At 39.5% G+C, this 23,183-nt stretch carries 13 protein-coding genes; 2 read left to right on the top strand and 11 right to left on the bottom strand.

Features of this window, described 5'->3' with window-relative positions; all coding sequences use genetic code 11:
- Positions 1–85: 85 nt before the first annotated feature.
- The 8 genes from KTHG_RS16435 to KTHG_RS16400 all read right to left on the bottom strand — a co-directional run bounded on the left by KTHG_RS16435 (position 86) and on the right by KTHG_RS16400 (position 12,604).
- Entirely contained in the window at positions 86–385 is a 300-nt protein-coding gene (locus KTHG_RS16435; RefSeq protein WP_139995300.1) for a hypothetical protein, read from the bottom strand.
- A 65-nt stretch (positions 386–450) separates the two neighbouring features.
- The gene (locus tag KTHG_RS16430) at positions 451–870 is read right to left on the bottom strand and encodes a hypothetical protein (RefSeq protein ID WP_139995298.1); all 420 of its coding nucleotides are present in this window, start codon (positions 868–870) and stop codon (positions 451–453) included.
- Between the two features lie 9 nt (positions 871–879).
- The gene (locus KTHG_RS16425; protein WP_139995296.1) at positions 880–2,856 is read right to left on the bottom strand and encodes a hypothetical protein; all 1,977 of its coding nucleotides are present in this window, start codon (positions 2,854–2,856) and stop codon (positions 880–882) included.
- A 10-nt stretch (positions 2,857–2,866) separates the two neighbouring features.
- A complete protein-coding gene (locus KTHG_RS16420; RefSeq protein ID WP_139995294.1) occupies positions 2,867–4,657 on the bottom strand; it encodes a hypothetical protein in 1,791 nt (596 codons plus the stop codon).
- A gap of 12 nt (positions 4,658–4,669) precedes the next feature.
- A complete protein-coding gene (locus KTHG_RS16415; protein WP_139995292.1) occupies positions 4,670–6,463 on the bottom strand; it encodes a hypothetical protein in 1,794 nt (597 codons plus the stop codon).
- Between the two features lies 1 nt (position 6,464).
- Positions 6,465–11,306: a hypothetical protein gene (locus KTHG_RS16410; protein WP_139995290.1), complete on the bottom strand. Its 4,842-nt coding sequence runs from the start codon at positions 11,304–11,306 to the stop codon at positions 6,465–6,467.
- An 11-nt stretch (positions 11,307–11,317) separates the two neighbouring features.
- Entirely contained in the window at positions 11,318–12,097 is a 780-nt protein-coding gene (locus KTHG_RS16405) for a baseplate J/gp47 family protein (protein ID WP_139995288.1), read from the bottom strand.
- 9 nt (positions 12,098–12,106) lie between these two features.
- Complete coding sequence (locus KTHG_RS16400) at positions 12,107–12,604, bottom strand: hypothetical protein (RefSeq protein ID WP_139995286.1); 498 nt, start codon at positions 12,602–12,604, stop codon at positions 12,107–12,109.
- Between the two features lie 337 nt (positions 12,605–12,941).
- On the opposite strand from KTHG_RS16400, the gene KTHG_RS21510 reads away from it, so the two are divergent.
- On the top strand, positions 12,942–13,115 hold the full coding sequence (locus tag KTHG_RS21510) for a hypothetical protein (RefSeq protein ID WP_186439674.1): 174 nt from the start codon (positions 12,942–12,944) through the stop codon (positions 13,113–13,115).
- Positions 13,116–13,137: 22 nt separating this feature from the next.
- Positions 13,138–13,866, top strand: a complete 729-nt coding sequence (locus tag KTHG_RS16395; RefSeq protein ID WP_139995284.1) for a putative immunity/bacteriocin fusion bifunctional protein — start codon at positions 13,138–13,140, stop codon at positions 13,864–13,866.
- 44 nt (positions 13,867–13,910) lie between these two features.
- Here the strand turns inward: KTHG_RS16395 and KTHG_RS16390 are convergent, their stop codons facing one another.
- The 3 genes from KTHG_RS16390 to KTHG_RS16380 are packed head-to-tail and all read right to left on the bottom strand — an operon-like array spanning position 13,911 to position 23,172.
- The gene (locus KTHG_RS16390) at positions 13,911–14,612 is read right to left on the bottom strand and encodes a hypothetical protein (RefSeq protein ID WP_139995282.1); all 702 of its coding nucleotides are present in this window, start codon (positions 14,610–14,612) and stop codon (positions 13,911–13,913) included.
- Complete coding sequence (locus tag KTHG_RS16385; protein WP_139995280.1) at positions 14,612–14,986, bottom strand: hypothetical protein; 375 nt, start codon at positions 14,984–14,986, stop codon at positions 14,612–14,614. Before KTHG_RS16385 ends, KTHG_RS16390 begins: the two co-directional genes overlap by 1 nt.
- A gap of 11 nt (positions 14,987–14,997) precedes the next feature.
- A complete protein-coding gene (locus KTHG_RS16380) occupies positions 14,998–23,172 on the bottom strand; it encodes a hypothetical protein (protein ID WP_139995278.1) in 8,175 nt (2,724 codons plus the stop codon).
- Between the last annotated feature and the right edge of the window lie 11 nt (positions 23,173–23,183).

Below are 23,183 nucleotides of genomic sequence, written 5' to 3'. Positions count from 1 at the left end.
GTTTTGTTTTTTTGTAGAACATTTTTAGCATTCTACCCAAGAACAAAGACACACTGGTTTCTTAGGCCAGTGTGCTTTAGAAGTTCTACCAAGTACCGCCGTCAATTACATCGAATGATAAATCTGATGCATTAACATCCGCTTCAATGCTGATATTGCCTTCTCCATCTTGTGCAAGTTTTAAGCTGCCACTTTGGAAGTTGACTTCTTTTTTCTTAGTGGTTACAACGTTTTCACCGTTTACTCGAAGTAATAAGCCATTCAATGTATTTTGCGATTCCGTTGGCTCTGGTGGGATAGGTGTACTACCTTCTCCAGAACCGTTCACTGCTGGAAGCCCTTTGTTATCATCCTTTTTATTGTCATCGAATTTCACAACAACCATGGATAATCAACTCCTTTTCGTCTGTATTGTGATACATAGTATCAGTACCGCTACAGACGGCTCATTTAACGGATTTCAACATACAATTCTTTCAAGTCGTTATTTTTTAATGTTTCATTTGCTGCGTCGAATACTAGCTCGATTGAAACGTAATTGCCTGTATTTTCTTCAGTGCCGTTGTTTGCATCGCCTACGATTAATCGTGGGAGGACGACGATCGCTTTGTTATTCTGAATAACGAAATCTACTACGCGGCCATCTACCTTTAACGTGTAGTAATTAAGCAGGTTGTTATCTTCTACATTTTTGTAATAGAAGTACATGGTCGGCTTAGTAACCATGTCCGTATCTTCTGTGCCATATCGGTTGTTCCACAGTTGTAACTTTGTAACAAGCTGTTCATCACCACTATAGTTCCCCATGTTATGTTCATATTTTGCTTTGTATGTATCATCTTCTAATACGAAGAATTTTAATTTAGACATATGTACCTCCTATAATCCAAAGTGGACGCCTGTAATTTGTACAACGCCGCCCATTAGAATTGATTCTTGTGATAGTGCAAATTGGATGCTGTCCTTCGTTTCCTCAGCTTCATAATCGACACCTCGTTTTAACACTTTCGATTGACCGTTCATTTCTTGTGAAAGAATGTAGAAATCTCCAGCCACCAAGTCTTTAATGCTAATCAATGGCTTCACATCAACCAATGTTAAATATGTATTGCTCTTCAATCCTTTGCGAGCAGCCGCTTCTAAATTACGGATGCTTAAAATCGAATCAGCCGTAAGGAAACTATCGAATCGTTTAACCGCTGCTTCGAGCGTTTCCATCTTGTCATTCATTTCAGACATTTTGTTGTTCGCATTTTTTGCAATCGTATTCGCTTTCTCCACTGCAGCATTAGCGCTCACTAACGCTTCGTTGACTGTCTCCTTCATTTCTATTAACAGTTTATCTAAGTGAGAGTAGCTAAATACATTCTGCTGTACGCGGTAACTAATCGTCTGGCCATCTTCGGCTTTGTTGCGCAGCTTAAAATATGTACTAAGTTGGGTCTTATCAGAAGTACCTGCAGCGATGCCTACTTCTCTGCATTCGTACCAATCAATATTGCGTACTAAGCGACGACCGTCTAAGTATACTTCCAATTGGTTCTCTCCCATTCGATATTCTTTACGTGTCGTGAAGTTCATTCCATCAAGATCTGGTGCGGCTTCGGAATAGGTAATACTGTTATCTTCTACATATGAGCCAACACGTTCAAATACAGTGTTAATTGGGTTTGTTTGTACGGTATGCGTTACGATAATTTCAACGAAAGAAGGTTCGTCCAAAGCGTAGTTCAATTTAATTCCAATACCTGTACCGTTAGTTTCATCACCCTCAACAATCTCTGTGAATTCATCTTGCATAAGAACATTATTGTTAACATTCACTTGTACTTCATAATTGCCTGGTAAGAAGCGCATATCTTCACGATGCTCAAAATTGAATGTTTGTAAATCTTCTGGGTTGTCCTCGGGTTTATAAAAAGCAAGGCGAGCAATCAACGATTCATTACGAGCGTTTACCAGCACCCATTGCTCAACGCCTTCGATACTTAACCATACATATAGTTTATTATTTTCTACGTCGTACCAAAACGTGCGAAGCTGCGGTACAGCTGGCTCTTCAAAATAAATGAAAGTACCTTCGTATGGAATTCCGTTTAGATACAGCTTGTTGTTTTCATCAACGTATACGGGACGAACCTCTTGATAAGGCGGCGTCGCATAAACCTCCAACCGGTCTGGATCATCAACGATTGTTTTCACATAGCACACGACAAACTGGTCAGCGTAGTCATCACGCGCAGCGATAGAGCTTGACGTTGAGTTAACAGATTCAACAATTTTAAACTGGCCATCTTTTGTAACGGTCACAATGTCAGTACGATTGTTCGCTCTTAAGTATTGTACATTTACCTTTTTGCCAGCATATCGTTTGTCCAACGTTAAGATGTTCTTATCAATATTTGTTGCTTGGATTCGTGTATTTCTTGTATCACTAATCGTGATTAGAAGTTCTTCCTCAGAATTAGGATAGGCACTGCTATAATAGCTGCCTGTTAAGTAACCACGATTCTTTAATGAATACGGTGCGTAAGCAAGTGTGATGGTACCATCTTCACCTACAATATATGTGTCACTGTCAATGGAGTCTTTATATGTAATTTCCTTTGGAAGAATGAAAGGTATTTGTAATGTCGTGCCTTTGACTTCCTGTACGTCACCTTCTCGTGTGACAATTTTCCCTGCTGGAATATGTAGTGTATAGTCATTAACAGTTACCTTAAAACCGTCAATGATGCCGAATCCGCCAACGCGAACACGTTCTTGTTGTAGTTGCCCTTCTAATTCATAGAAGTTGGACATAATGTCGTTTGAGCGAATACTTTTCGCAAAATCAACAAGAGTCATTTTTGTCATCTTTCTTCACCTACTCGTATTTTATTTTGATGATTTCGCCCGATGATTGATGCTTTTCAATCTCCGAACGAATCTCTTTGTCGTACTCTTCCAATTGACGGGGCAATTTTATCACAACGCCTGAGCTAATGCGATACGGTCGTCCTTCGATACTCGCAATATCAAGATAGTTGTAATCATCATCATATTGCACAGGTAAACCACCGCCGGGAACAAAAGCATCGAACAGTTTTCTTGTGTTCTTTTCCACGACGTCCAATCGCAGCAATGGAATATAGTCATCAGAAAAATCTGCCTGTCTTAAAATAAATAACTCTTTTATCATTGGTTTCGCACAAATGAGGTATGTTCCGTTTTGCTTAGGTACGTTTGCTACTTGTGCCATCGTATCTAATGAGTATTTGCTCGATTTAATCGCATCTACTGTTACTTCATAAGTTGACGCCATTTCTTGTACGCGATAGTTGTAGCTCGTTTCACGACGGTACAACTTTTCTTTATAGTGAACGATGCTACCATTGCGTGTATAAATGGATGTGGTTCCTTTTTGTCTAGTTGGATCAGTCGGAGATAACTTAGCAAAACGCAAGTTTCCTTCAAGCGTTCTTGATAGATATTTCACGTTGCTATTATCTGTTTCGACACCATGGATCGTGAAGGCAGTAATATACGGGTCCACTTTCGTCAATAGCTTCACGATGTTGATAACGCTTTGGTTATCCATATAATAATTTTTCGGAGAATACAGCATCGAAATCGTTTCGTCTGCAATCCAATTGGTTTCTGTCTGGATGTTTTTATATCCTCGATAATAAATATATAGAAGCATTTCAGATATGAATTGGCGATTCGCAAGCGCAGCTTCAAAGATGCCTTTTTCAGAGAATAATAGGAAGGCATTTCCAACGTTTTCAATGGCGCCCACTGGCTGATTATCTACGAATAAATAACGTGGTTGGTAGATGTCGTTACTTGTGCCGCGTAGCTTTGCCAGCAATTCATTCATATACCAATAGCCTGTTATTTTATCTAGCGTAATGAATTCTTCTTTATAACAGAATGGTTCCTGTATCACGTAATTGAATGGCTCTTGCATATCTAGTGCAAACCCTTCGTCGTCAAATATTTCTTGAGCGCTTACTTTTTCAAAAATATCCTGCATCTCATTCGTAGCAATCAGTACGTTAATATGCTGGTGAAGGAAGTGCTCAAAATCGATCACTTCGTTCGTTTCTGCATAATGGACCCCATCGTGGGATTCGATAATTAGAAGGTCTAGTTCGGATTCGTTGAAATCATAAAACGAATCAATCGACGTATCTTCGTTGTTGATTCGCATATTCGCAGGAATCATTCCTCTACGACCGCCATCGCCTGTTATTGATACAAGGTTTTTGGCGATGCTACTCATGCTAGATTCAATTACGCCAATCCGAAGATTGACGGCTTTTGTAATATCAAAGTCCATGTTTTTCTTTACAGTGACAGAAGCTTTAAAACGCTCTGGTGTAAATTCTTTTACGATACCTGCTTTTATTACGTTGACACCATTCACTTTTTCAATGAATGTCGTGTTGTCAGCAACCGTTCCCGCTTCATCAAACAAGTATTCGTTTGTATCTTGTACAGGTGTATATGGATATACCGGCTCTGTAATGTCACCTTGGTCAGTGATTTGCGTGATTTTCTCAACGTTCATATTGATTTCACGATTCTCTACAGACACATAGGCGATTGGGATGTCGCCATCCACAAGGGATTGGCGTTCTTCTATTTTGCTAAATGATGGATAGATCTTCATTGTGTCCTCTCCTTAAATTGATAGCACGATGTATTTATTGTCGTCCGGCTTAAAACCAGTTGAAATATACTGGCGCACTGAACCGTCGTCACCAAAATCGTATAAAATTTTTGTCGATGTGGAGCTTGAAATATCAACCTCATAAGACTGCAGCTCTTTGTTGTAATTGATTGCGTATGAACGCTCTTTTAAATAGTCAACTACGAAGTAAGCATAGGCTTTAGATACAGCGTTTTTTAAGATGACGAAGCTACCATTCGTGTCGACTTGGTAATCAGACGGTGAAATCATGTCATATTCCGCGGCGAAATTTTCAATCGTATCTACCCCTTCACTGATTCGATAAATATTTTCTTTATGGACGTTGATTCCATTAGGGATTCCGTATACAACGACATCTGGATTATTAGTGCGCAATGATTTTTCAAGCGAAAGCGCGGCTTTTTCATTTGTGAACCATTCACGCTCTCGATTCGTATACGCATACTCAGCGCCATTTTCATGCTCAATGATTCGATATGAGCTAGATAAGTCTAATGGCTCGTAGTATTCATCCACTGCAAGCACAGGAGATGTTATGGTGTTTGGTACATAGTACTTGTCAGTCACCTCATTCAAGTAGTCAATCTCTCTTCCATCTTTGTAACGAACGACAAACCGACTAATGATTGCATCTAGATTATGCAGTAAGTACAGAAGCGGTTCAGAGTAGTCAATGGCCAATGTTGCTTGCTTACCAGTTGTTAAGTTCTTCGATAGTAACTCGTCCTGCTTAAGTAGCATTGAGAATAGACAGTCTTCCCCTAGTCGTGTTTCCGCTTCACGATATTCAACGCCTTCGTATTTAACGTAGTAATACGATTTATCATCGGCAGTTGAATCAGTGATTGGCGTAGAAACAATGCGCCCCTCTAATTCAAATTCAACGATTTGATCTAAGTCGATTTGAAGAAGGCTTCCACTTTTAGCTTCATTTGTTCCAGTCGTTCCAACGTACGGTAACGCAAGGAATTTTTTGATAGCAATTTGTTCAATTGCTCCATATTGGCCACAAAAATGAACGTTGATATAAGCATCCTCTGAGAGCTCTAATCGGTTCCCCTTTAGTATGTTTTTATCTATGGCATTTATCTTTTCATCATCGCTATAATATGCGTAACATTTGATGTCAAATTGCCCTTCTACCGGCACCTCTGAATACGTTAAGTAATACTTCCCTGCTGGCAGATGAATGCGGCTTTGTTCTACTTGTACGTCGCTTCGTGCGTCTACAATAGAGAAGCCATCTTGATAGAATTGAATCTTGCCACCTTTTGAGCTAAGTACATTCAAATCCCACTCTTGCGGCGTATTTGATTGATAGTTAATAGAATGAATTGTATTCCATCTATTAGAGTAGAAACCGAATCCATATGCTGTATAAGATTCATCGAGCTTCGTATAGAGAATCGTTTTCCCGCTATTCATCACGTACAGATAATCGCCATTCTTGTAGACTTCTAATGTCATCGCTTTAACAGGCATTGTTAAGCGGTACGCATATTTGTTGATAACTGTACGGGTGCCTTCAATGTAACGAACCAATTCGATAGCATCTTCTACAAGGAATATGCCATAACTGTCCTCCATAAGCGACGCATGTTGGAATCCACCTTTTGAAACCAATACTCCAAATCCTTGATTTAAATAATCTAATTTAATCGTCACCTTCGTAGCATTGTAAAATACTGCATTGTTCACGAGGAAATCTGGCTCATAAAAATATGCGCCGTTGTCATTGATTGTTCGGTTATAATCCATTAGCATCTCACTGCACCTCCACTGTAAAGTTATTAATTTTTGCGTAGGCATCTTCTGTTTCGAGCATTAGTTTAAATTGCAAGAATTTATATTGCACAAATTCATGTTCTTCTGCGATGTCATACCATTTTGTCGGAACGAAATTTCGACCGTCCATCCGAATACCACGAACGTATAGACGAGCATCTTCCGCTGTTAATTCATTCTTCACCTTGAAGTCTACAACGCTTCCTAAGTCATATATCTTCGTCGTGAAGTTACTATTTGTGTTATACGTCAAACTCATATTGCCATCGTATGAATTGTAAGCCACGTAAATGTCGATTGCTTTAATGTGTGCTTCGCCTACAATAGTGGCTGCAATTTTCACATAGGCATCTAGTGCGCCAGCTTCTAGCACGATGACACCGTTGCCGATTTTTGAAACATTCACTGTGCGGTAAGTGCCATTCGATGTTTTCGAAGTAAGTACGCTGATCTCAATGTCTGGATTATTTTTCAACTCTTCGACGTAGATCAACAACTCGCTGACGTATTTTAATCGAGGGATGGTTGCAGCTTTCGTTTCAAACGTACCGCTGTTTGTTCTATTAACAATGGCATTTTGTTTGTATAACTCCATTCCTGTATAGCTCACATCGTTCCAGTTCTCTGCAAACTTCTTAATGTTTGTATAGCCCCAATTAAGCGATGACTCCTGTCGGATAGCTCCTTTATAGAATTCGCATCCTTTGTACAACAGATCTTCCTGTGCCAATGGAATCGTAATGACTTCATCTTTTGAGCGACGGAATGAAAAACCTATGCCATAGCGCTCAACATTTGTTGTATGCATATCCTCTGTGATGTTCACGCCAGTAACAATATCGTCTACTGTCATTGCTTGATTGATATAAAGGAAAATGCTTTGCCCTTTTACTAAGTAAGTTGTAACATCAAGCTCCCATAAGTTCTTCGTATGCTCAATCATTGGAACTTTCTTGACTGGCGCAAAGCTGTCATTTAGGTTATCGCCGTTTGCGTTTTGGTACCCAACTGCAATGAAAGGCTGTTGTGACGCATACAAGCTAACGACACCACGTTTTTCTAGGAACAATTTATTCAGCTGTAGCATCGCATATCCTGCTTCATCATTGCTCGTAAAGTTTAAGCCATAGCCGTTGTAGCTATCTACAAGTCCTGTGCTCATGTTGTAAGTATTCCAAAATGCTGCGTGGTCGCAAGCTGTGTACGTCTTCGCTCCGCTTGTTTCATTCACATTGTATTCATTTACAAAATCAATATGAGAAACCGTTTCTATTTTATTTAGGAACATGCTAGAGTTTGGCATAAAATTCTCTGATTCCTGTGATAGCTTTAATTGCCCTGCGTACTTCATGCCGTTTTCAATTTTGATGCCGTTCGCTCCAGTAGTGTCAGCTTCGAATGGTTGCGCAAAATGATAATACTCGTTTCCTCCTCGATAGTAATAGCCACTATTAACAAGGATCGCATCGTCATCATTGATTAGTTGGAATATCAACATCTTCCCGATGATTGTTGCACGATAGTTCTCATTGTTCACTTCGATTGTGTAGCTGTCCGCTTCACTTATTGAACTGTACTCGCTATCTGACAGCTCGACGTATGTTCCTACGTTATCGAATACAAACGTCCCTGTGTGTTCAAGTGTGTCAACCTTGTACCCTACTTTTTCGTACAGGTAGTCAAGGCTCAGTACACGCAACGACATTGGGACTTTGAAGCGGTAGCGAATGTCGATTGTCTTACCATATAGTGATTCATCATTCCAGCAGATAATGCCTTCTTTGTTAAGTAATGTGTATAAGGCGCTGCTTACTTTTGAACCGTTGACCATAATATAGTCAATACTTTCAATGTTGGATTTTTTAAGTTTGTTGAAGCCATCTTGCTCCGCATAAAATGATTCAGAAGCTTGTTCTGTGCCGTTTGCATAAACGACCTCTAATCCTTGTGGTGGAGAAATCATATATTCCGCTAAATCAATTTCTTTGCCTTCCTTAACGAAAGTACGATCTAGGTACATTACATTTGATAGTACGGCATTCCGTCTCACCACGACTGATTCTTTTATGTAGTTTGATTCGTCCGATGCAAAATTATCCAATTCAATTTTTACATATTCACCGATATAACTTGTGCCAATATTTGTGTCCATGAACGTTACTTTAGCGCCACTTGTCGACGTTTCGATATAGAAACAGTACAGTTGGCTCGCTTCTAGTTCTGGATAGAATAAGCGCGCTACCTGTATATTCTCTGTGATAGAGCTAAGTACACGTTGCGTGTTATAGCAAATATGCTGTTCTCCAGCAATTGCTACACAACCAATTTGAACAAAATCTTGTTTGAAGTAAGTTGTCTCAACTGAAATGCTACTGTTAGCCGTTGCCATAAAGTTATAACGAACGTTGCTTTTTGAAATGATTTCACAACTGTTAAACGTTGGTGCATCTGAAAACATATCGCGCACCAGCTTAACTTCGTGACCAGAGATGCCATCAAAGAATCCATTCTGGTAACTTGATACGTAAACGTTTTGAGTGTTCAATACGTCCTTAATAGTTTTTTCATAGACGGATTTTTTATATGTACCATTCGTAATAAACGATGAAATGCTCGCCCCTGGTTGAAGCGATAAGTAATAGTTTTCAACACCTGCTGTAAAGATGCGATTGATAGTGTAATTTTCAATTGAGAAGTCTGTATAGTTCGCGATATTTAGCTTTACATTCATCGGCGTTGCACCATTGTTTCTAAGTGCAAGTACCATATCTGATTCGTGACCAATAACGCGACCATCCGTTAAATCTTCTACGGTAATTGCGCCATCTGCTTTTAACAGAAGTAGACTATCCTCTTTCGGAATAATGTTACTAACAACGTATTTTTTGCCTTTGACGATACCGCCAATATGTATGTATTCAATAACTGGTGAGAATCCGGTTTTGCACGACATGTCTAAAATCAACTTGGCGCCCGGATCCGCTTCGTAAATAATGTGACCGAATGTATTGTTGTGATAAAGGCTCGCCCCATCAACGCTCATGCTCAATTCATAATTGTTGTACATAAAGTTTGAAAGTATTGTGCTTTGCGTACCGACTGGGCGAATAACCATCTTAATTTTAGTTGGCTTATCAAACGAATATTTTACATCGTCGGTAGTTATGTTTGATTCGGAAGCTACATTTTCACCATTCACGTACAAATCATAATTAATGCGCCCACTTGATACAGCGAATTGCATATTACGACAAGTCATTTCAATCGTAATGCGGTCACTTTCGTTTCGAGATGTTAACATGCCATTCGTTAACGTGAAACCTTCTGCCTTAAGCAACGCATTGTTACCTGTGAACGAAACCATTTGGCAGCTTTCTTTGATGATAAGGTATTTGTTACTTGCTCCTTCAATAGAAATTTCAGCATGGCCTTTGTTTGCTGTGTCCTCTAACTCAATGCCATCTAATGTTGTCACGAAGTTCTGTACATTGTACATATCTTCTGTAGAGTTGATTCGCTTCAAAATGTTGTCAGGAATGTAATTACCGTCACTGTCCTTTTTAAAGCCAGCATTCGGCTGTAGATATGAACGTTTAGAGCCATCGCTGTTTAGTAGTTCAAGTTGTTCTACTTTTAATGCGTCATAGTCACCTTCCGCTTCTACAGTGACACGATAATCATGACCAGCTTCAAGTAGATTATTTGATGTAATGTTCGCTCGGTAGTCCGTTAAGTTTGCAACGATGTCTTGCAAGTGACCGACGCTTCTGCCGCTATATTCATTGTTCAGTCGAATAACATCGTTAGAAACGTCCGTCACTTTTTCTGCGGACACTTTGTAACTTACCTTTTTAGAATTTAACCGGTTTGAAAGTTTCGTTAGGCCTAAGTTAATATCAACGTCAATATTGTTCGAAAGCATGTAGTTTGAAATCATAGCTTCTGATTTGTTATATGTATTGACGACAGCTCTTTTGAATAAAGAATCTGAAATGTCTTTTGCGTAAGTGGCACGAATGTCGCCTACCCCATCCTGTACGGCTGGCATGACTACATCCCATTCACTCGGTACGTTTTCAATACCAGCAAAAGGATGCTCCCACTTTGAGCGCCCCCATACTTTTTGACGCAGCACATCTTTATTAATAAAGCTAAGGTTTTCAATCAATTCGATTTCATCGAAGTATGTATGTAAGTTTTGTTCGTTCATTGGCTCAATGACAATATCATCTGGAATGATTTCTACGTGATTACTGACAGCGTTTATAATGGCATTCTTCAATCCTATTGCAGAGCTATTTGTCACGTTACGATAACTTAGGAAAACGCGATTAAGTAATTCTTCGTTCGACTCATTATCAAAGCGATCAATAGAAGAAATCATCGCAAACTCATCAATGATGTTCCAGTACGTCATATCTTTTAACTGAGCCGTATATGTATCACCGTTTGCTCGATATGAAACAAAGAGCGTGTTTTGACGATGTAGGTAGCAAAAGCCATCTTCAACGATGAATGTCTGCGCATCATTCATGAAGTGGTTTTCATCAAGAGCCTGTGTGAAACCGTCCATCTGAATGTCGTCTGCAACGGATCCAACCGGAAACATTGATAAGTTCAATAGAAGTTCGTCTGCTTTCCCCTTGTAGTTAATAGCAAAGAATGAAGCACGTAGCTCTTCGATGGCTTGATTGAAGTCGTCTGCTTCTTCTAAGATGCTGCGAAGTAGCTTGGCACCGTTACTGGTTTTTCGTTTACGAATGTCAGAGCGTCGAGGGAAATGCATTATCGCATTTTCATACAATTGTTTCTTGTCTAACATATATGGTTCTCCTAATCCCAAGAGACGAGATTCAGTACGAATTTCTTGTCAATCTCTTGTAAGTTTTTATTCGACTTTGTTGCGCTGCCGCCAATGTACACTTGCGTTACATTGAAATAATCCACACCAGCTAAGTTAATGCCAATACGATTTAGCGCACCGATTGTTAAGTAATCATTTGGTGCAATGTTATTGACATACTCTCGTATTGCCGAATTCACCGCTGATTTTAGCAGTGTTTGATTTGAATTGCTAGTTTCGATTTTAATGTCTAAATCAATCGCAACCATGTCTGGAATAACATACTCCATGTACATCCCTGGTGAAACAACGGCTTCGATTTTCTTCTTCGCTTCTTCGATGGCGGCTAACTTCGTTTCAACCTCATAATCATTAGGTACGATATAGATAGAACCAGTATTGGCGCCGTTTGTTAACGGAAGATACTCCATATACGAAGCGTTCACAGGATTGATGATTGATGCTTGAATTGCTGTTTTATTCCCTGCTTCTGAAATTAGCTTCCAATTAATAATGCGGTACAGATAGTTTTGGTCGCTTTCCCCTTCCTCGCGAACGAGGTTGTACATCTGGCCAAGGTCATCTAAATTGTCTGCGAAGTTTAAAACTTGACTGTACAAGTAAGGGCTACGGGCCTTATCTACTTCTTCGTATACCTTCTCCTCAGAGTCGGCAATAGCATTAAGAACGTTGTCGATAAAGCTACCTTCGTAGAAATCAACGTTCATGTTATTTTTTATATCTTGTTTAATCGTACTTGCTGTTTTCATAATGTCCTCCTAAATAGTAAATGAATGATGGAATCCTGTTGCTTCAATCATTGCATGGTATGTTTGATAGTTAAAAACGGAAGCATCTTTATGACGCTCAATCGTCACTGTCGCATCAGTAATGTATTGATCGACGATAGATTGGATGGACAAACGGATAGCTTCTGCCGTTTCTTCTAGTCCAATCTCTTTGTGCATACTCTTGTACACTGTACTCCCGAACGTACTTATCGGTAATTCACCGATTTCTGTTTTGCATTCCCATTCGATTTGTTGAGATATTGCATCGTTGTCGGAAACAATATCAACGTCTAGTCCTGCGTCATCAGTGACGGTTCTGAATGTTAACCGAATACCATCTGTGGCGCGGCTTTGCGGTTGATTACTTGTAGAATGAGATAGAACAATACATGCATCTGCTGTCTGCATATTCAATACAATTCCAGCTTTTTTATTGTAGTCTTTGAACACGATGTCACCGTTTTTTGTCGTTTGAAAATCGACCATAAAATAAAAAACCCCTTTCTTTCATGCAGTATTTTACTGCTTGCGCGTGCAAGTTTACATGAAGAAAGAAGTTTTTTAAAGATGAACAAGTAGTCTTTTTGTAATACGTCTAAAAGTAAATCCCCTTGCTTGATTTAAAAGTCAATTTTTAAATAAATTTTCATCACTCAAGCCACTTTATAAAATAAAAAATCACCCCTCACAAACGCCGCTGTTACGCCATTTTGAAGAGTAATTGTAATTGGTTAATAAAATACAAATTTGACAATTAATAACCAATATGTAAACATTTAAAAGTAAACTGTCTTTAAAATGTCGAGTTTGGAGGTGTAATAAGTTGGGTGAAAAAGTTATTAAAATAATAAGTATTTTAGGTATGTTGATTTTTGGGTTAGTTTTTTTAATAAGATGGTTTAACACTGGTGATATGTTACTAGATCAATTGCTAGCTTTTATTGTGGCACTTTTAGTTTATTTAGTAATCAGAGTTAGAGAGAGAAAAACTACATAATATTTAAGGGAGTTGCTTTGTTTTGAAGAAAATTTTAAGTGTTATCTCAATGGCCTTTATTCTGGTGTTCTCATTAACGCCTCAACAATCCACAGCTGTTAGCAATATTGCAAAGGAAGATTGCCAATGTGATAATCCGAATAGCGATGTACAAAAAGCTATTGAACAATTAGAAGCGTCTGGTACAGAAGTCAATCAAGAGCTTAGTAAAAAAGTGAAAAAGTCTGTAAACAAAGTTGCTAAGAAAGATCGTAATTCAGAAGCTAAAAAAATTCTAAAGTCTTATAAGAAAAAAGGATACCTTCTAGCTAAAGATGCGCAAACTTATACACAATTTAAAAACCTAGAAGACCAAGGCGTAAACTATGAAAATGTCGTAAGTTATGCTGCTTATTACTATGATAACAATAATAAAGACAATAAGAAAATCTTACGCGAGATTATGTGGATTGATTTAAAAGAGAAAAAAGTTTTAATGTCTAACACAGTTTTATTAGATTTCTCTGATGAAAGTTATGATGTTCTAAATTCTTTCAATATTGGAGAAGTTGAAGAAGCTAACGATTCAGGCATTGCTACTTATAAGTTTAAATTCAATGGTGTAGCTTTTGCTTGTAGTATGTCTGGATTAATTGCTTGTGGTTCTATGTGTGGTGGATTGCATTTCATTCCTGGCGTGGGACTAGCTGTTGGTGGTGCGTGTGACTTTGCATGTGCAACGGCATTCGCTGTCGGCTGTGCAATTGAATAGTAGGTAACAAAAAACACCCATTTTGAGGTGTTTTTGTTACAATTTTATTGTTTCTTAGCTGTTTTTGTAATGGGTGTGCCACCTTTAGCTACGATTGAATCAGCTACTTTGGATTTTTTATCCGCAACTGTTTCCACTGCAGCTGTGCCATCTGTTGCTTTCTCTACTTCACTTGCGTTCGATACGCTTTGATTTGTAGAAGCAATTTCCTCGATCTGCTCTTTCACTGTGTCTGGAACACCAAGGTCTTTTGGAATCTGTGCTGTATTTAAACGTGGGCTAAACATAGATAGGTTCGCAGGTCTGCGAATCATCTTATACTTTTTGCTCGAAGCATCCCACGCTTTCACCATGACACTCCCCTGCATCTGAAACGACGATACGTAGCTATCTGTATCGTTTAATACTGACACGCCATCCGTATAGTAAAGCAATTGAGGATTCATTTTATGATTGTTGATAACAATATCCTCAACTTCAAGCGTTCGTCTATTTGCAATCGTGATGCTATCTTGTGTCATATCTAAGGATTTACCATTGTTATCTAGCTTCATTTGCGTTTTCGTATTTGAAGCTAGCGTAATGTCACCATCCTTACGCATAGTCAAGCTCGATTTCGAATGCTTGTTGACGAGTGCCTTCTCGATTCCCGCTTTCGTGTTTGCTACATCTTTTTTGATTCGAGCAATAATATTGTCTGCTGGTTCATCCTGTACAAACGTGACGGCTGCTGCTTTTTCGCTCATTAGAAAATCCAACCCCCTTGTGTATCTGTCGCTGTCATGTCGCTATAAATGTCACTGACCAGTCGCGAATTCCGTTTTCGCATCCCTCGTAACTCTGCATCAGAAGGGCCAGTTACATAATGTCGCCCATTGATAATGTTGACGAGAACATGGTCTCCTTTCTCTGGGAACCAATCAACGAACGAAACACTACCTGTACGAACTAATACGTTTTCTCGTGTGACGCGGCCTTCACCGCTTCGATATGTAATTGTACATGTGCTATTGTCTGCATCAATCGTGCGGACAATTGCTTCTACATCAAAATGGTCGCCATCGTTATTTACCGACGGAGATACAACCTTTTCGGCGATAACATCTTTTAATCCAGCCATTCTCTCTCCCCCTATGCTGGTGGGTAAACTGTTATACGGACACTCTTACCGTCCTCAGAAATCCCGCCTTCTTTAATTTTTGTACGTTCAAAGATAATGTAGTCGTCTGGTAAGCCAACGCTTCGCATTTCATCCATCGCTTCATTAATGTCATGTAGCACATTTTTTAGAATTGTTTTAGAATCTTTTCCGCTTGATTCCAACTTGAATGATAGCCCTGTTGACGCCAGTGACTCCGTATCACCGATACGCGCTGCAGATGTTACTGCAATGAAGTTTGATTCGTTCTCGTTCTTTTCCTCTTCATCTGATACCAAATAGTTACTGGCCACTCGACAAATTTCTTCGAGAAGTGCTAATGCATCTGGATGCAGGAATGGAATATCGTAGCAAGTATCGCTGTTCTTTTTAGAAACAACTGTCTTGATACAACGAGCTTTAAGGTTCTCACCTTTGGTTTCAAACGTCACGTATTCGTAATCTTTTTCATCGTTAAATTTTTCTTTCCAAATTAAACGCAAGATACCACGATCTAAGTAGTCAGCGATTTTCTCACTACCTTCGATTGCTACCATATTCTCAACAATCTTCGCATTGCCGCCCATGTTGGTAATAGTGTCTACTTTTAGCTCTGTATATTTTGCATTCATCTTCGTTGCGTAATTAGCTTTTCTCTCCGTTGACTCACTACTTGGAGGAGGTGTGACGCGTGGCGTTAGCAGTAACTCGGAAAGGCCACCAATCTGAACCGCTTCTTCTTTCGATACAGATGCAAGTACATTGTTCAATACGCTTTGTCGCGCATATTCTGTACCATCTTGAAGTAGGTTTTCATTGCGTCGCCCAACAGTACGCATATAATCCACTGTATCGTCTGCTAATAATGTGTCACGAACAAAACCGAATACGCGGTTATCATCGCTCTTATTAACGAACCAGTCTACAACGCTATCGACAACACCGTTCATACCACCAGTCGGTGAACCAACGACTAAGCCCATTTGACCTGTAAGCCCTGCAGTCAGTACTTTTGTATTCTTCTTAATAGGATAAATCTCTAGCACCTGCTTGTTTCGTAGCGAGTGTTTAATCTTATTGTTGACTGCATAACCGATACTCATTGAAACAAGTGATTCGACAAAGAAACCAATTGTTAATGCAGCAACACCAGCGGGTCCACCAACAGCGCCGGCTAACCCAAGTTTCGCACCGAGGGAACCGAGCTGACCTTTAGAAGCATTTAATGCTTTATATAATAGGCGCAGTCCTTTCCTTGAAACTTTACTCGCATCCTTTGCCTTATCTGTATCACCAACCAGTTTCTTCACAGTGTTTGCAACGTAGTTTACTTGCTTACCTTTGGAATTCGAAAATGATTTTAACAGAGATAGCGTCGGTGACAAGGATTTTGTTGAAGCCGCGATTGCTGTTGTTACAGCGCTATAAATCATTGCTGGTTTAATATAGTTGTTCACGAAAGATTGAGTTGTTGTTTCGAAGCGGTCATCCACTACCGCAATACAATCCGGAACAACGTCTGTAACAAACCCTGTATCCGGGCTCATAATGTGCGTTACTGATTCAACCAACACTGGTCCACTAATGTTTTCATATGTATCATAAATTTCTAAACGGTCATGCGGCTTAATAGAAGGATTCCCGACAAGCATAATGTTCCCTGTATACATATCGTGAATAGAATGTTTCAATGCTTTCGCTGTTGAACGCCATGCCTTCTCTTTACCGCCACTTGGCAACTCGAACGCTCGGTCAGTAATTACTTTTGTTGCGTCCCCTATTAACGGAACTTTTGATACGACTTCATTGTTACCTTTGTAAACAATCCCTGTATCGTGTACGATAGATCGCTGGTTCTCTGGGTAGATGTCCCAGTCAACGTATAGTCGTCCAGTCGTATATTCTTTTTCACCAATTGTGAATTTTGTTTTGTACAGTCCCACTGCGTTTGTCGCAATGCTTTGAGATGTCGCAGTAATATTGTTTTGAATAATGTCGCTCATAGAGGAAACCAAGTGGAACTGTTGGTATGGTTTACGCTTCTCTAAATAGTTTCCATCTTTATCTTTTATGTAATCGTAAGCATAATAGAAACGCGGATGCCCATGGAACAGTGTAGAGCGCATACCGAACGGTGCGATACCCAAAATGAAATCTGGTGACATACTTGCTGCGATGTTGAAAACATCCCATACAGTGCGTCCACGCGTCATGATGCTGATCTGTGGTGGCTCCTCTAAACCATATTCTGCTGATTTAGATTGCTCCTTATACCATTTAGGTTGAGTAGTCGCTTCATAGATATTTTGTGATGGCTCACCATTTTCGAATATAACGTTGTAACGTGGATCGCCAAAGTGAACAATTCCGTATTCATTGTATGAACGATAGTAACCATTCGATACAGTATCTAAGGCGCGCGACGTCATCGTACCTTTATTACATAGTACTTTGTCGAATATTTCTTTTGGCGTTTGTTGGCCATCTACTTTTGAGTACAGCCATAGCTTACCGTTCCCTTGGTTAAGGGACTTAGACTCTTGAACGGAAATCGTATTTAATAGCTCAACACCATCACCTTGCCCTACAATTTCAACTGTTTCGCCAGCTGACACCTCAGCGATTCTACCGTTGAACATGATTGGTAAAGTGGCTGCGTTTGAATTGTAGCCCATACGCACATGCATACGAATGCCAGGTTTTAATTTTGCGCGATTCAATGGTTGCTGCCCCATTCGCTTCGCTTCTTCTTTTTCGTAGTAAGCTTCGGAGTTAAAGATAGAATTGAATACATCTCGATAGTCATATTCAAAATTTACTTTTATATCTTCGTCATCCGTTGTATATGTATGGAACATATTGGACATCGTTATCTTAATCGTGTCTGCAGGATTCTTACGAGATTTTGTGATTGCGATTTCAGAAATAGAGTTGATGTTATAGAAGTTATCATGTAGCTTCCAAAGACCAATTCGTCGCCCTTCATCTACTAACAACATATAGAACGTTGGAAATGCTCTAGCCATACGCCCACGCATATCATTGACAGTCATATCGTGGAACGAGTGCGTAATGTATTCGCTAGGATTGTTCGCCGCTTCAATGTAAACACGTTCACGATATTCACGACGTCGATCCGTTACGATGTTCTTATCGTCGTTCCCTACTGCTCCGAGGTTATCAATCATTTTGTAATCAACTAGTTTACGGAAGAATTTACGATAGAAGATTGCTTCGCTATTGTCGTAAAGCTCCGTACCTTTTTCATTAATAGACTGGTAAACCATTTGATTTAAGTCCTCATATCGACCTTGCTTCACGTACTCCAGAACTTTTTGTGAATTGGTCGCTGCAGCTAATGAACAGATAAATAACTTACCAGCATTGATTGGTCTATCCTCGTCATTAAGGAAATCTTCGTAATCATTGATTTCATCTGCTAGTTTCTTATTCTCTACACTCTTCATTGCTTCGCGAAGTTCACTGGCCATCAAGTCAAATGTAATGTTAGGGAAGATGTATTCGTCGATTGCTTTTGCAAGGAATAGCATCGTATTACGAACGAAAGCCTGCGCTGCAACAGTGTAATCTGTACAACACGCGCGCTTGTACTCTTCAATTTCTTTTGCTGTTACACCTTCACGACGGTAGTACGGATCTAACGTGTAATAGTTCATATTCACGCTTACATCATCGTCTACACGCTTATGGATTTCGCCATATACTTCAAGCTTTTTAAGCTTTTTGCGTTTCAGCATTTTTAATCCGAAAACAGAAAACTCTACGCCATTCTCAACAGCATCATCAATCGAAGCGGCAGAACGATTACCAGAGCTGTTCGTATCAGTATCAATTGCGTAACCTAAATATTTAAAATTAGCGTCGCCATCTTTACCGGCCTTCTTAGTCCACTCTTTTTTACTGCTAAATGCTGTAGCGATTGATTTTAAAATCTTGATGAATGAATCTGCTGTCTGCGATCCGCTGTCCGTAAATTCTTCTGCAGAGAAATTTAATTTCGCGAGAGCATCGCCAAAGTCCTCGTTCAAACATTCTCTGATTACGCGGTCACTAAAACGACGAGTAAAGTCATCATCTTTACGAGCATCATGTGCTTGACCAATGCTTGACAGTGGTTTATCTAAAGCGGCTTTGATTAGCTTACTTGCTTCTCTTGCTTCATCCATTCGTTCTGATAACCACTTGCCTTGTCGTTCCTCGCCTGTCTTACCTTTCTTCATTGCATCATCTCTGTGCAATAAATCTTGATGATACTGGTCGATTCCTAGCACACGTATTTTTGGTGAAACGCTCCAACCTTCTGCATCCTCTGCAGACTGGATAATATCAATTAAGGCTTCTCCACTATTAACGTATTCTGTGACACTCTTCGATTTATCTGCAGCTGCCTCAACTTTACTAATACTTTCGTGCAAGTCTTTCGTATTCTTGCCTTCTTTTTTAGTGATGTACCCAAATTCCTTATTTGTTTCCAGCTCAACAGAACCGCCGTATTCATCAGTCCAAGTAGACTCAGCAATACTTTGCTCGTACGCTTGTGAAACAGCATCTCGTAATACGTCTGCTTGTAGTAAGTACCCATACACGAAATAGAAATCGGGATCTGGATAACTTCGATCTCTGTCGAATACATGACGAATAAAGTTAAATCCTTTCGATTCAAGTTCTTTCACTGTTGGCAATTCAAGGTCTGGATATAACTCTGCCGCAGCCAATGTTTCGTTTAAATTGTCATAAGACTTCAATTTAAGCTCTGTTGCGTTATCGTTACCAATAGAACCATTGTTCGTCCAATCGTTCACTTTGTTTAATGCTTCTCGGCTACGCAAAGTACGGTCCATTGAGATAGCACTAATATGTATGTCGTATAAGCCCGGCGCTCCTGCAACAGTGCTTACTTCTACCTTATCTAAAATGATTTCATTAATCCCAAGTGTTCGTGTCAGTTCTGTATCAATTCGGAATGGGCAGGCTGGAAGAATCAAGCGGTAATCACGAGCGTAGCGTGTTTGAAGCGACGTCATTTGATTAATCATCCCCACTGCATATTCATCCATTGAGTGAAGCGTGATTTCAATAATAGAATCTTCTGAACCCATGTACTGGCTGGCGTAACCTTCGCTACCGTTCAGTCCATACTTCATAAAGCTGTTCGTTGTACTAACAGAAATATTTTGAACGGTCACATGGCCCATCTCATATTGATCATAAGTCAAAGTGTACGGACTAATGTAATCTACATTCTTCGCTGTATCAGCAACTTCTTCGTTCGGGGTGTCTTCATCGCTGTCTTTGATTTTTTTATATTGTTGAGCATAAGCTAACATCTGATAATCGTAGCCCGACTTCGTTGTGTTTGGTAAAGCAGGATATTGGATAACTCCGTCATAATCCGTTGTAATGAATCGGTCAATACCTGTTTTTACACCAACTTTATCTTTTAATTCAACGCGATAACTGATATATAGTTTTTCATCTACTAAATTAAATTTATCTCGGCTCACTCCTGTAGCGGTAGATGCTTCCGCAATAAGGTTTGTAATTTGAGCAGGTGTTGTAAAACCTGGCATATACAAGTCCAGACACACACCAAACGTAATGTAGTCATCTCCTACTTTGTAGTAAGGTGTCACATCGTTTAGAATCTTTTCTTTCCCTTGAACATCCTTGAATGCGTCAACCATTCTCGATTGAACAAGATTCATATATTCTGGGAAGTACTCGTCATCAAAAATAAAGCCGTTTGTTTCAACTCGCATGATCTTAGGAGAACCCAGTTTCGCTTTTCCATAAACCAACCCTTTGCTTGCTTTCTCTGCAGTTAATACAGGTAGGCGGCCATCTTTGGCTGGTTTTAATTTATCGATCAAGCTCGTTGTGTACTGCCCCATCATTTTGTCAGTAAGCGCATCATCTGCAGCTTTGCCTAAAGGAGCTAAGTCGACCAACAGTTCTTTTTCAAGATCTGTTAAGACTGCGTATGTTTTGGACGTATCAAGTGCATTGATTTTCACTTGAAGCATTTTCTTCAAGTAATCTTCGTTTGCAACGTAAAACTTCACACCGGAATCTTCAAAGTGCATTGGTTGTAATGCAGTATTGCTACCCAATGTTTTTTCTATGTATTTAATGGAATTTGCATCAAGACCATCTACTTTATTCCCTCTTCGAATAGCACGTTGGTAATACCAGCGCATCGTAGCGTAGTCGATTGATTTAGCGAAAATGTTGAAGTATTCATCTTCATCTTGCTGGTCATCCATTTGAATGTTTGCCGGTAAATCTGGCATATAAGTACGCCAATCAAATGCTTGTAGTACGACACGAGCTACTAATGTTCGAGGGAAACCCTCAACTGTAGAGATTTCTAACGTTAGTAAATTGACCGCTTCGATATTACACATCTGATTAATGTAACGATTTTCAATTGGTAGAAATGGCGTGAACTTGAATTGCGAAATTAAAGCACGTAATCCATTCATATAATATGTAGTTTTATCTCCGTTTGGTAAAGTTGTCTCCCAAGGGTAGCCATTGATACCGCGCTCGTCATTGAAATACAAGTCCAGCTCGATATACTTATCTACCTTGGTGCCACCTTTAACCATCGAGCCTTTAGAACGCATTGTGCGTAGGCGTTCATTCGATACTTCATTCGTGACATTGATACTTGTTGGTGGAACGAAGAAGAATGTGTCACCAATACCGACAGTCCATTCTCGCAATTCATCAAATGAACGACCGAAGATTTCTTCTTGTACCTTTCTGCGGTCATCAATATCATCGCCAGCAACCTTCGTCGCATCATATAGAGCGTAGTTGTCAAAATCATAACTGGCTAAATTGAAATACTTATCGGCATAGTTATTGTTTACGCCAGACCAAGGTGTATCGCCATAGTCTGGAAATACGTCAACCATTTTCTCGTCGTCACCAGCAATCACATATTTAGCTAAGTTCACGTAACCTTCGTCTGTAATGACATATGGTGTTCCAAGGAAACGATTATATGCGTCAGTTCCCCACATATTATAGCCTTTATATGAATAATCGTTGTAGCTAACAAGTTGGCTAAAGATGTATTTTAATTTATTAATAGGACCTTTACTCAGTGCTGTCACATCATCGAAGATAGAAGCATAGCGGTCTGTGGCCATCTTCAAAGTAGAAGTGTTTAACATTAGGTAAACATAACCATCTGCAGAAGCATTGATTGCTTTGATTACGCGTCGTTGCGCTAAATCACCCTGTTCACGACGTTTCTTCTCAGTCTCACCTACTGTATTTAAATAATAGAAGTCTAATTTTTTCTCTGATTTAATACGACTCTTTGTTAATGGACTATATTCGCTATTCGTTTCGATAAACATTTCACCCAAGTCAATTCCGTCGTCATGGCTCATTGCATCACTCAATGTTACGAAGGCAATTACTTCTTTATCTTTGCGGCCTTCGTAGCGTCGGCAATAATAATGTGCTTCATCATTCTTGATGTCTCCGTATTCTTTAAATTCGACTTTTAAATAATCCGCATTAATATTCGACATATGTGTCCATTTTGAAACCTCTGGTGCATTGATTCCAAGGAAACGAATTTTAAATTCTTGCTCACTTGATTCACGTAAATATTTTTTGTACTCGCTATTCTTAGGATCACTTAAATCTAATCCTAAGCTCTCTAGTCGATCCATCAAATCTAATGAAGCCTTGTCATTAACAGCGTTGATGATTTTTTCAGTACCGCGTTTTACCTCTTCTTGAATCTTTGACTTTGCTTTGCCATCGTCATCACCAACGACAGCACTGACCTTGAAGGTCAGTGTGTCTCCATCGACTTTTCCCGCAAGTACATCTTGCGTTGTAATCAATGGCTTTGCTTTTACAAAAATAAGGTGATTCTTTTCATAGAAGCCAAGTTCGCTCGCAAATGGATTTTCCAAATAGAACGAAGCTTTCGTCATTTTGTCTTTACCTGCATTGCCTTCCAGTGAAGCGGCAAAATCATTTAATCGTGCGCTATCGACTGAATTGACGTACATGTCGCCCATGGACGGCAAGAAGAAATCTTCATCTGTTAGAATGAGATTTTCTTTATTCATCGTGCCATAAAGCTCTTTTAATTCTTTAGCAGTCTTTGTAGATGCCATAATAGTTCCCC

Source organism: Kurthia sp. Dielmo (assembly GCF_000307285.2).
Taxonomy (GTDB): domain Bacteria; phylum Bacillota; class Bacilli; order Bacillales_A; family Planococcaceae; genus Kurthia; species Kurthia populi.
The sequence above is the reverse complement of the archived record's forward strand: the minus strand, read 5'-3'. Positions and strand labels throughout refer to the sequence as shown.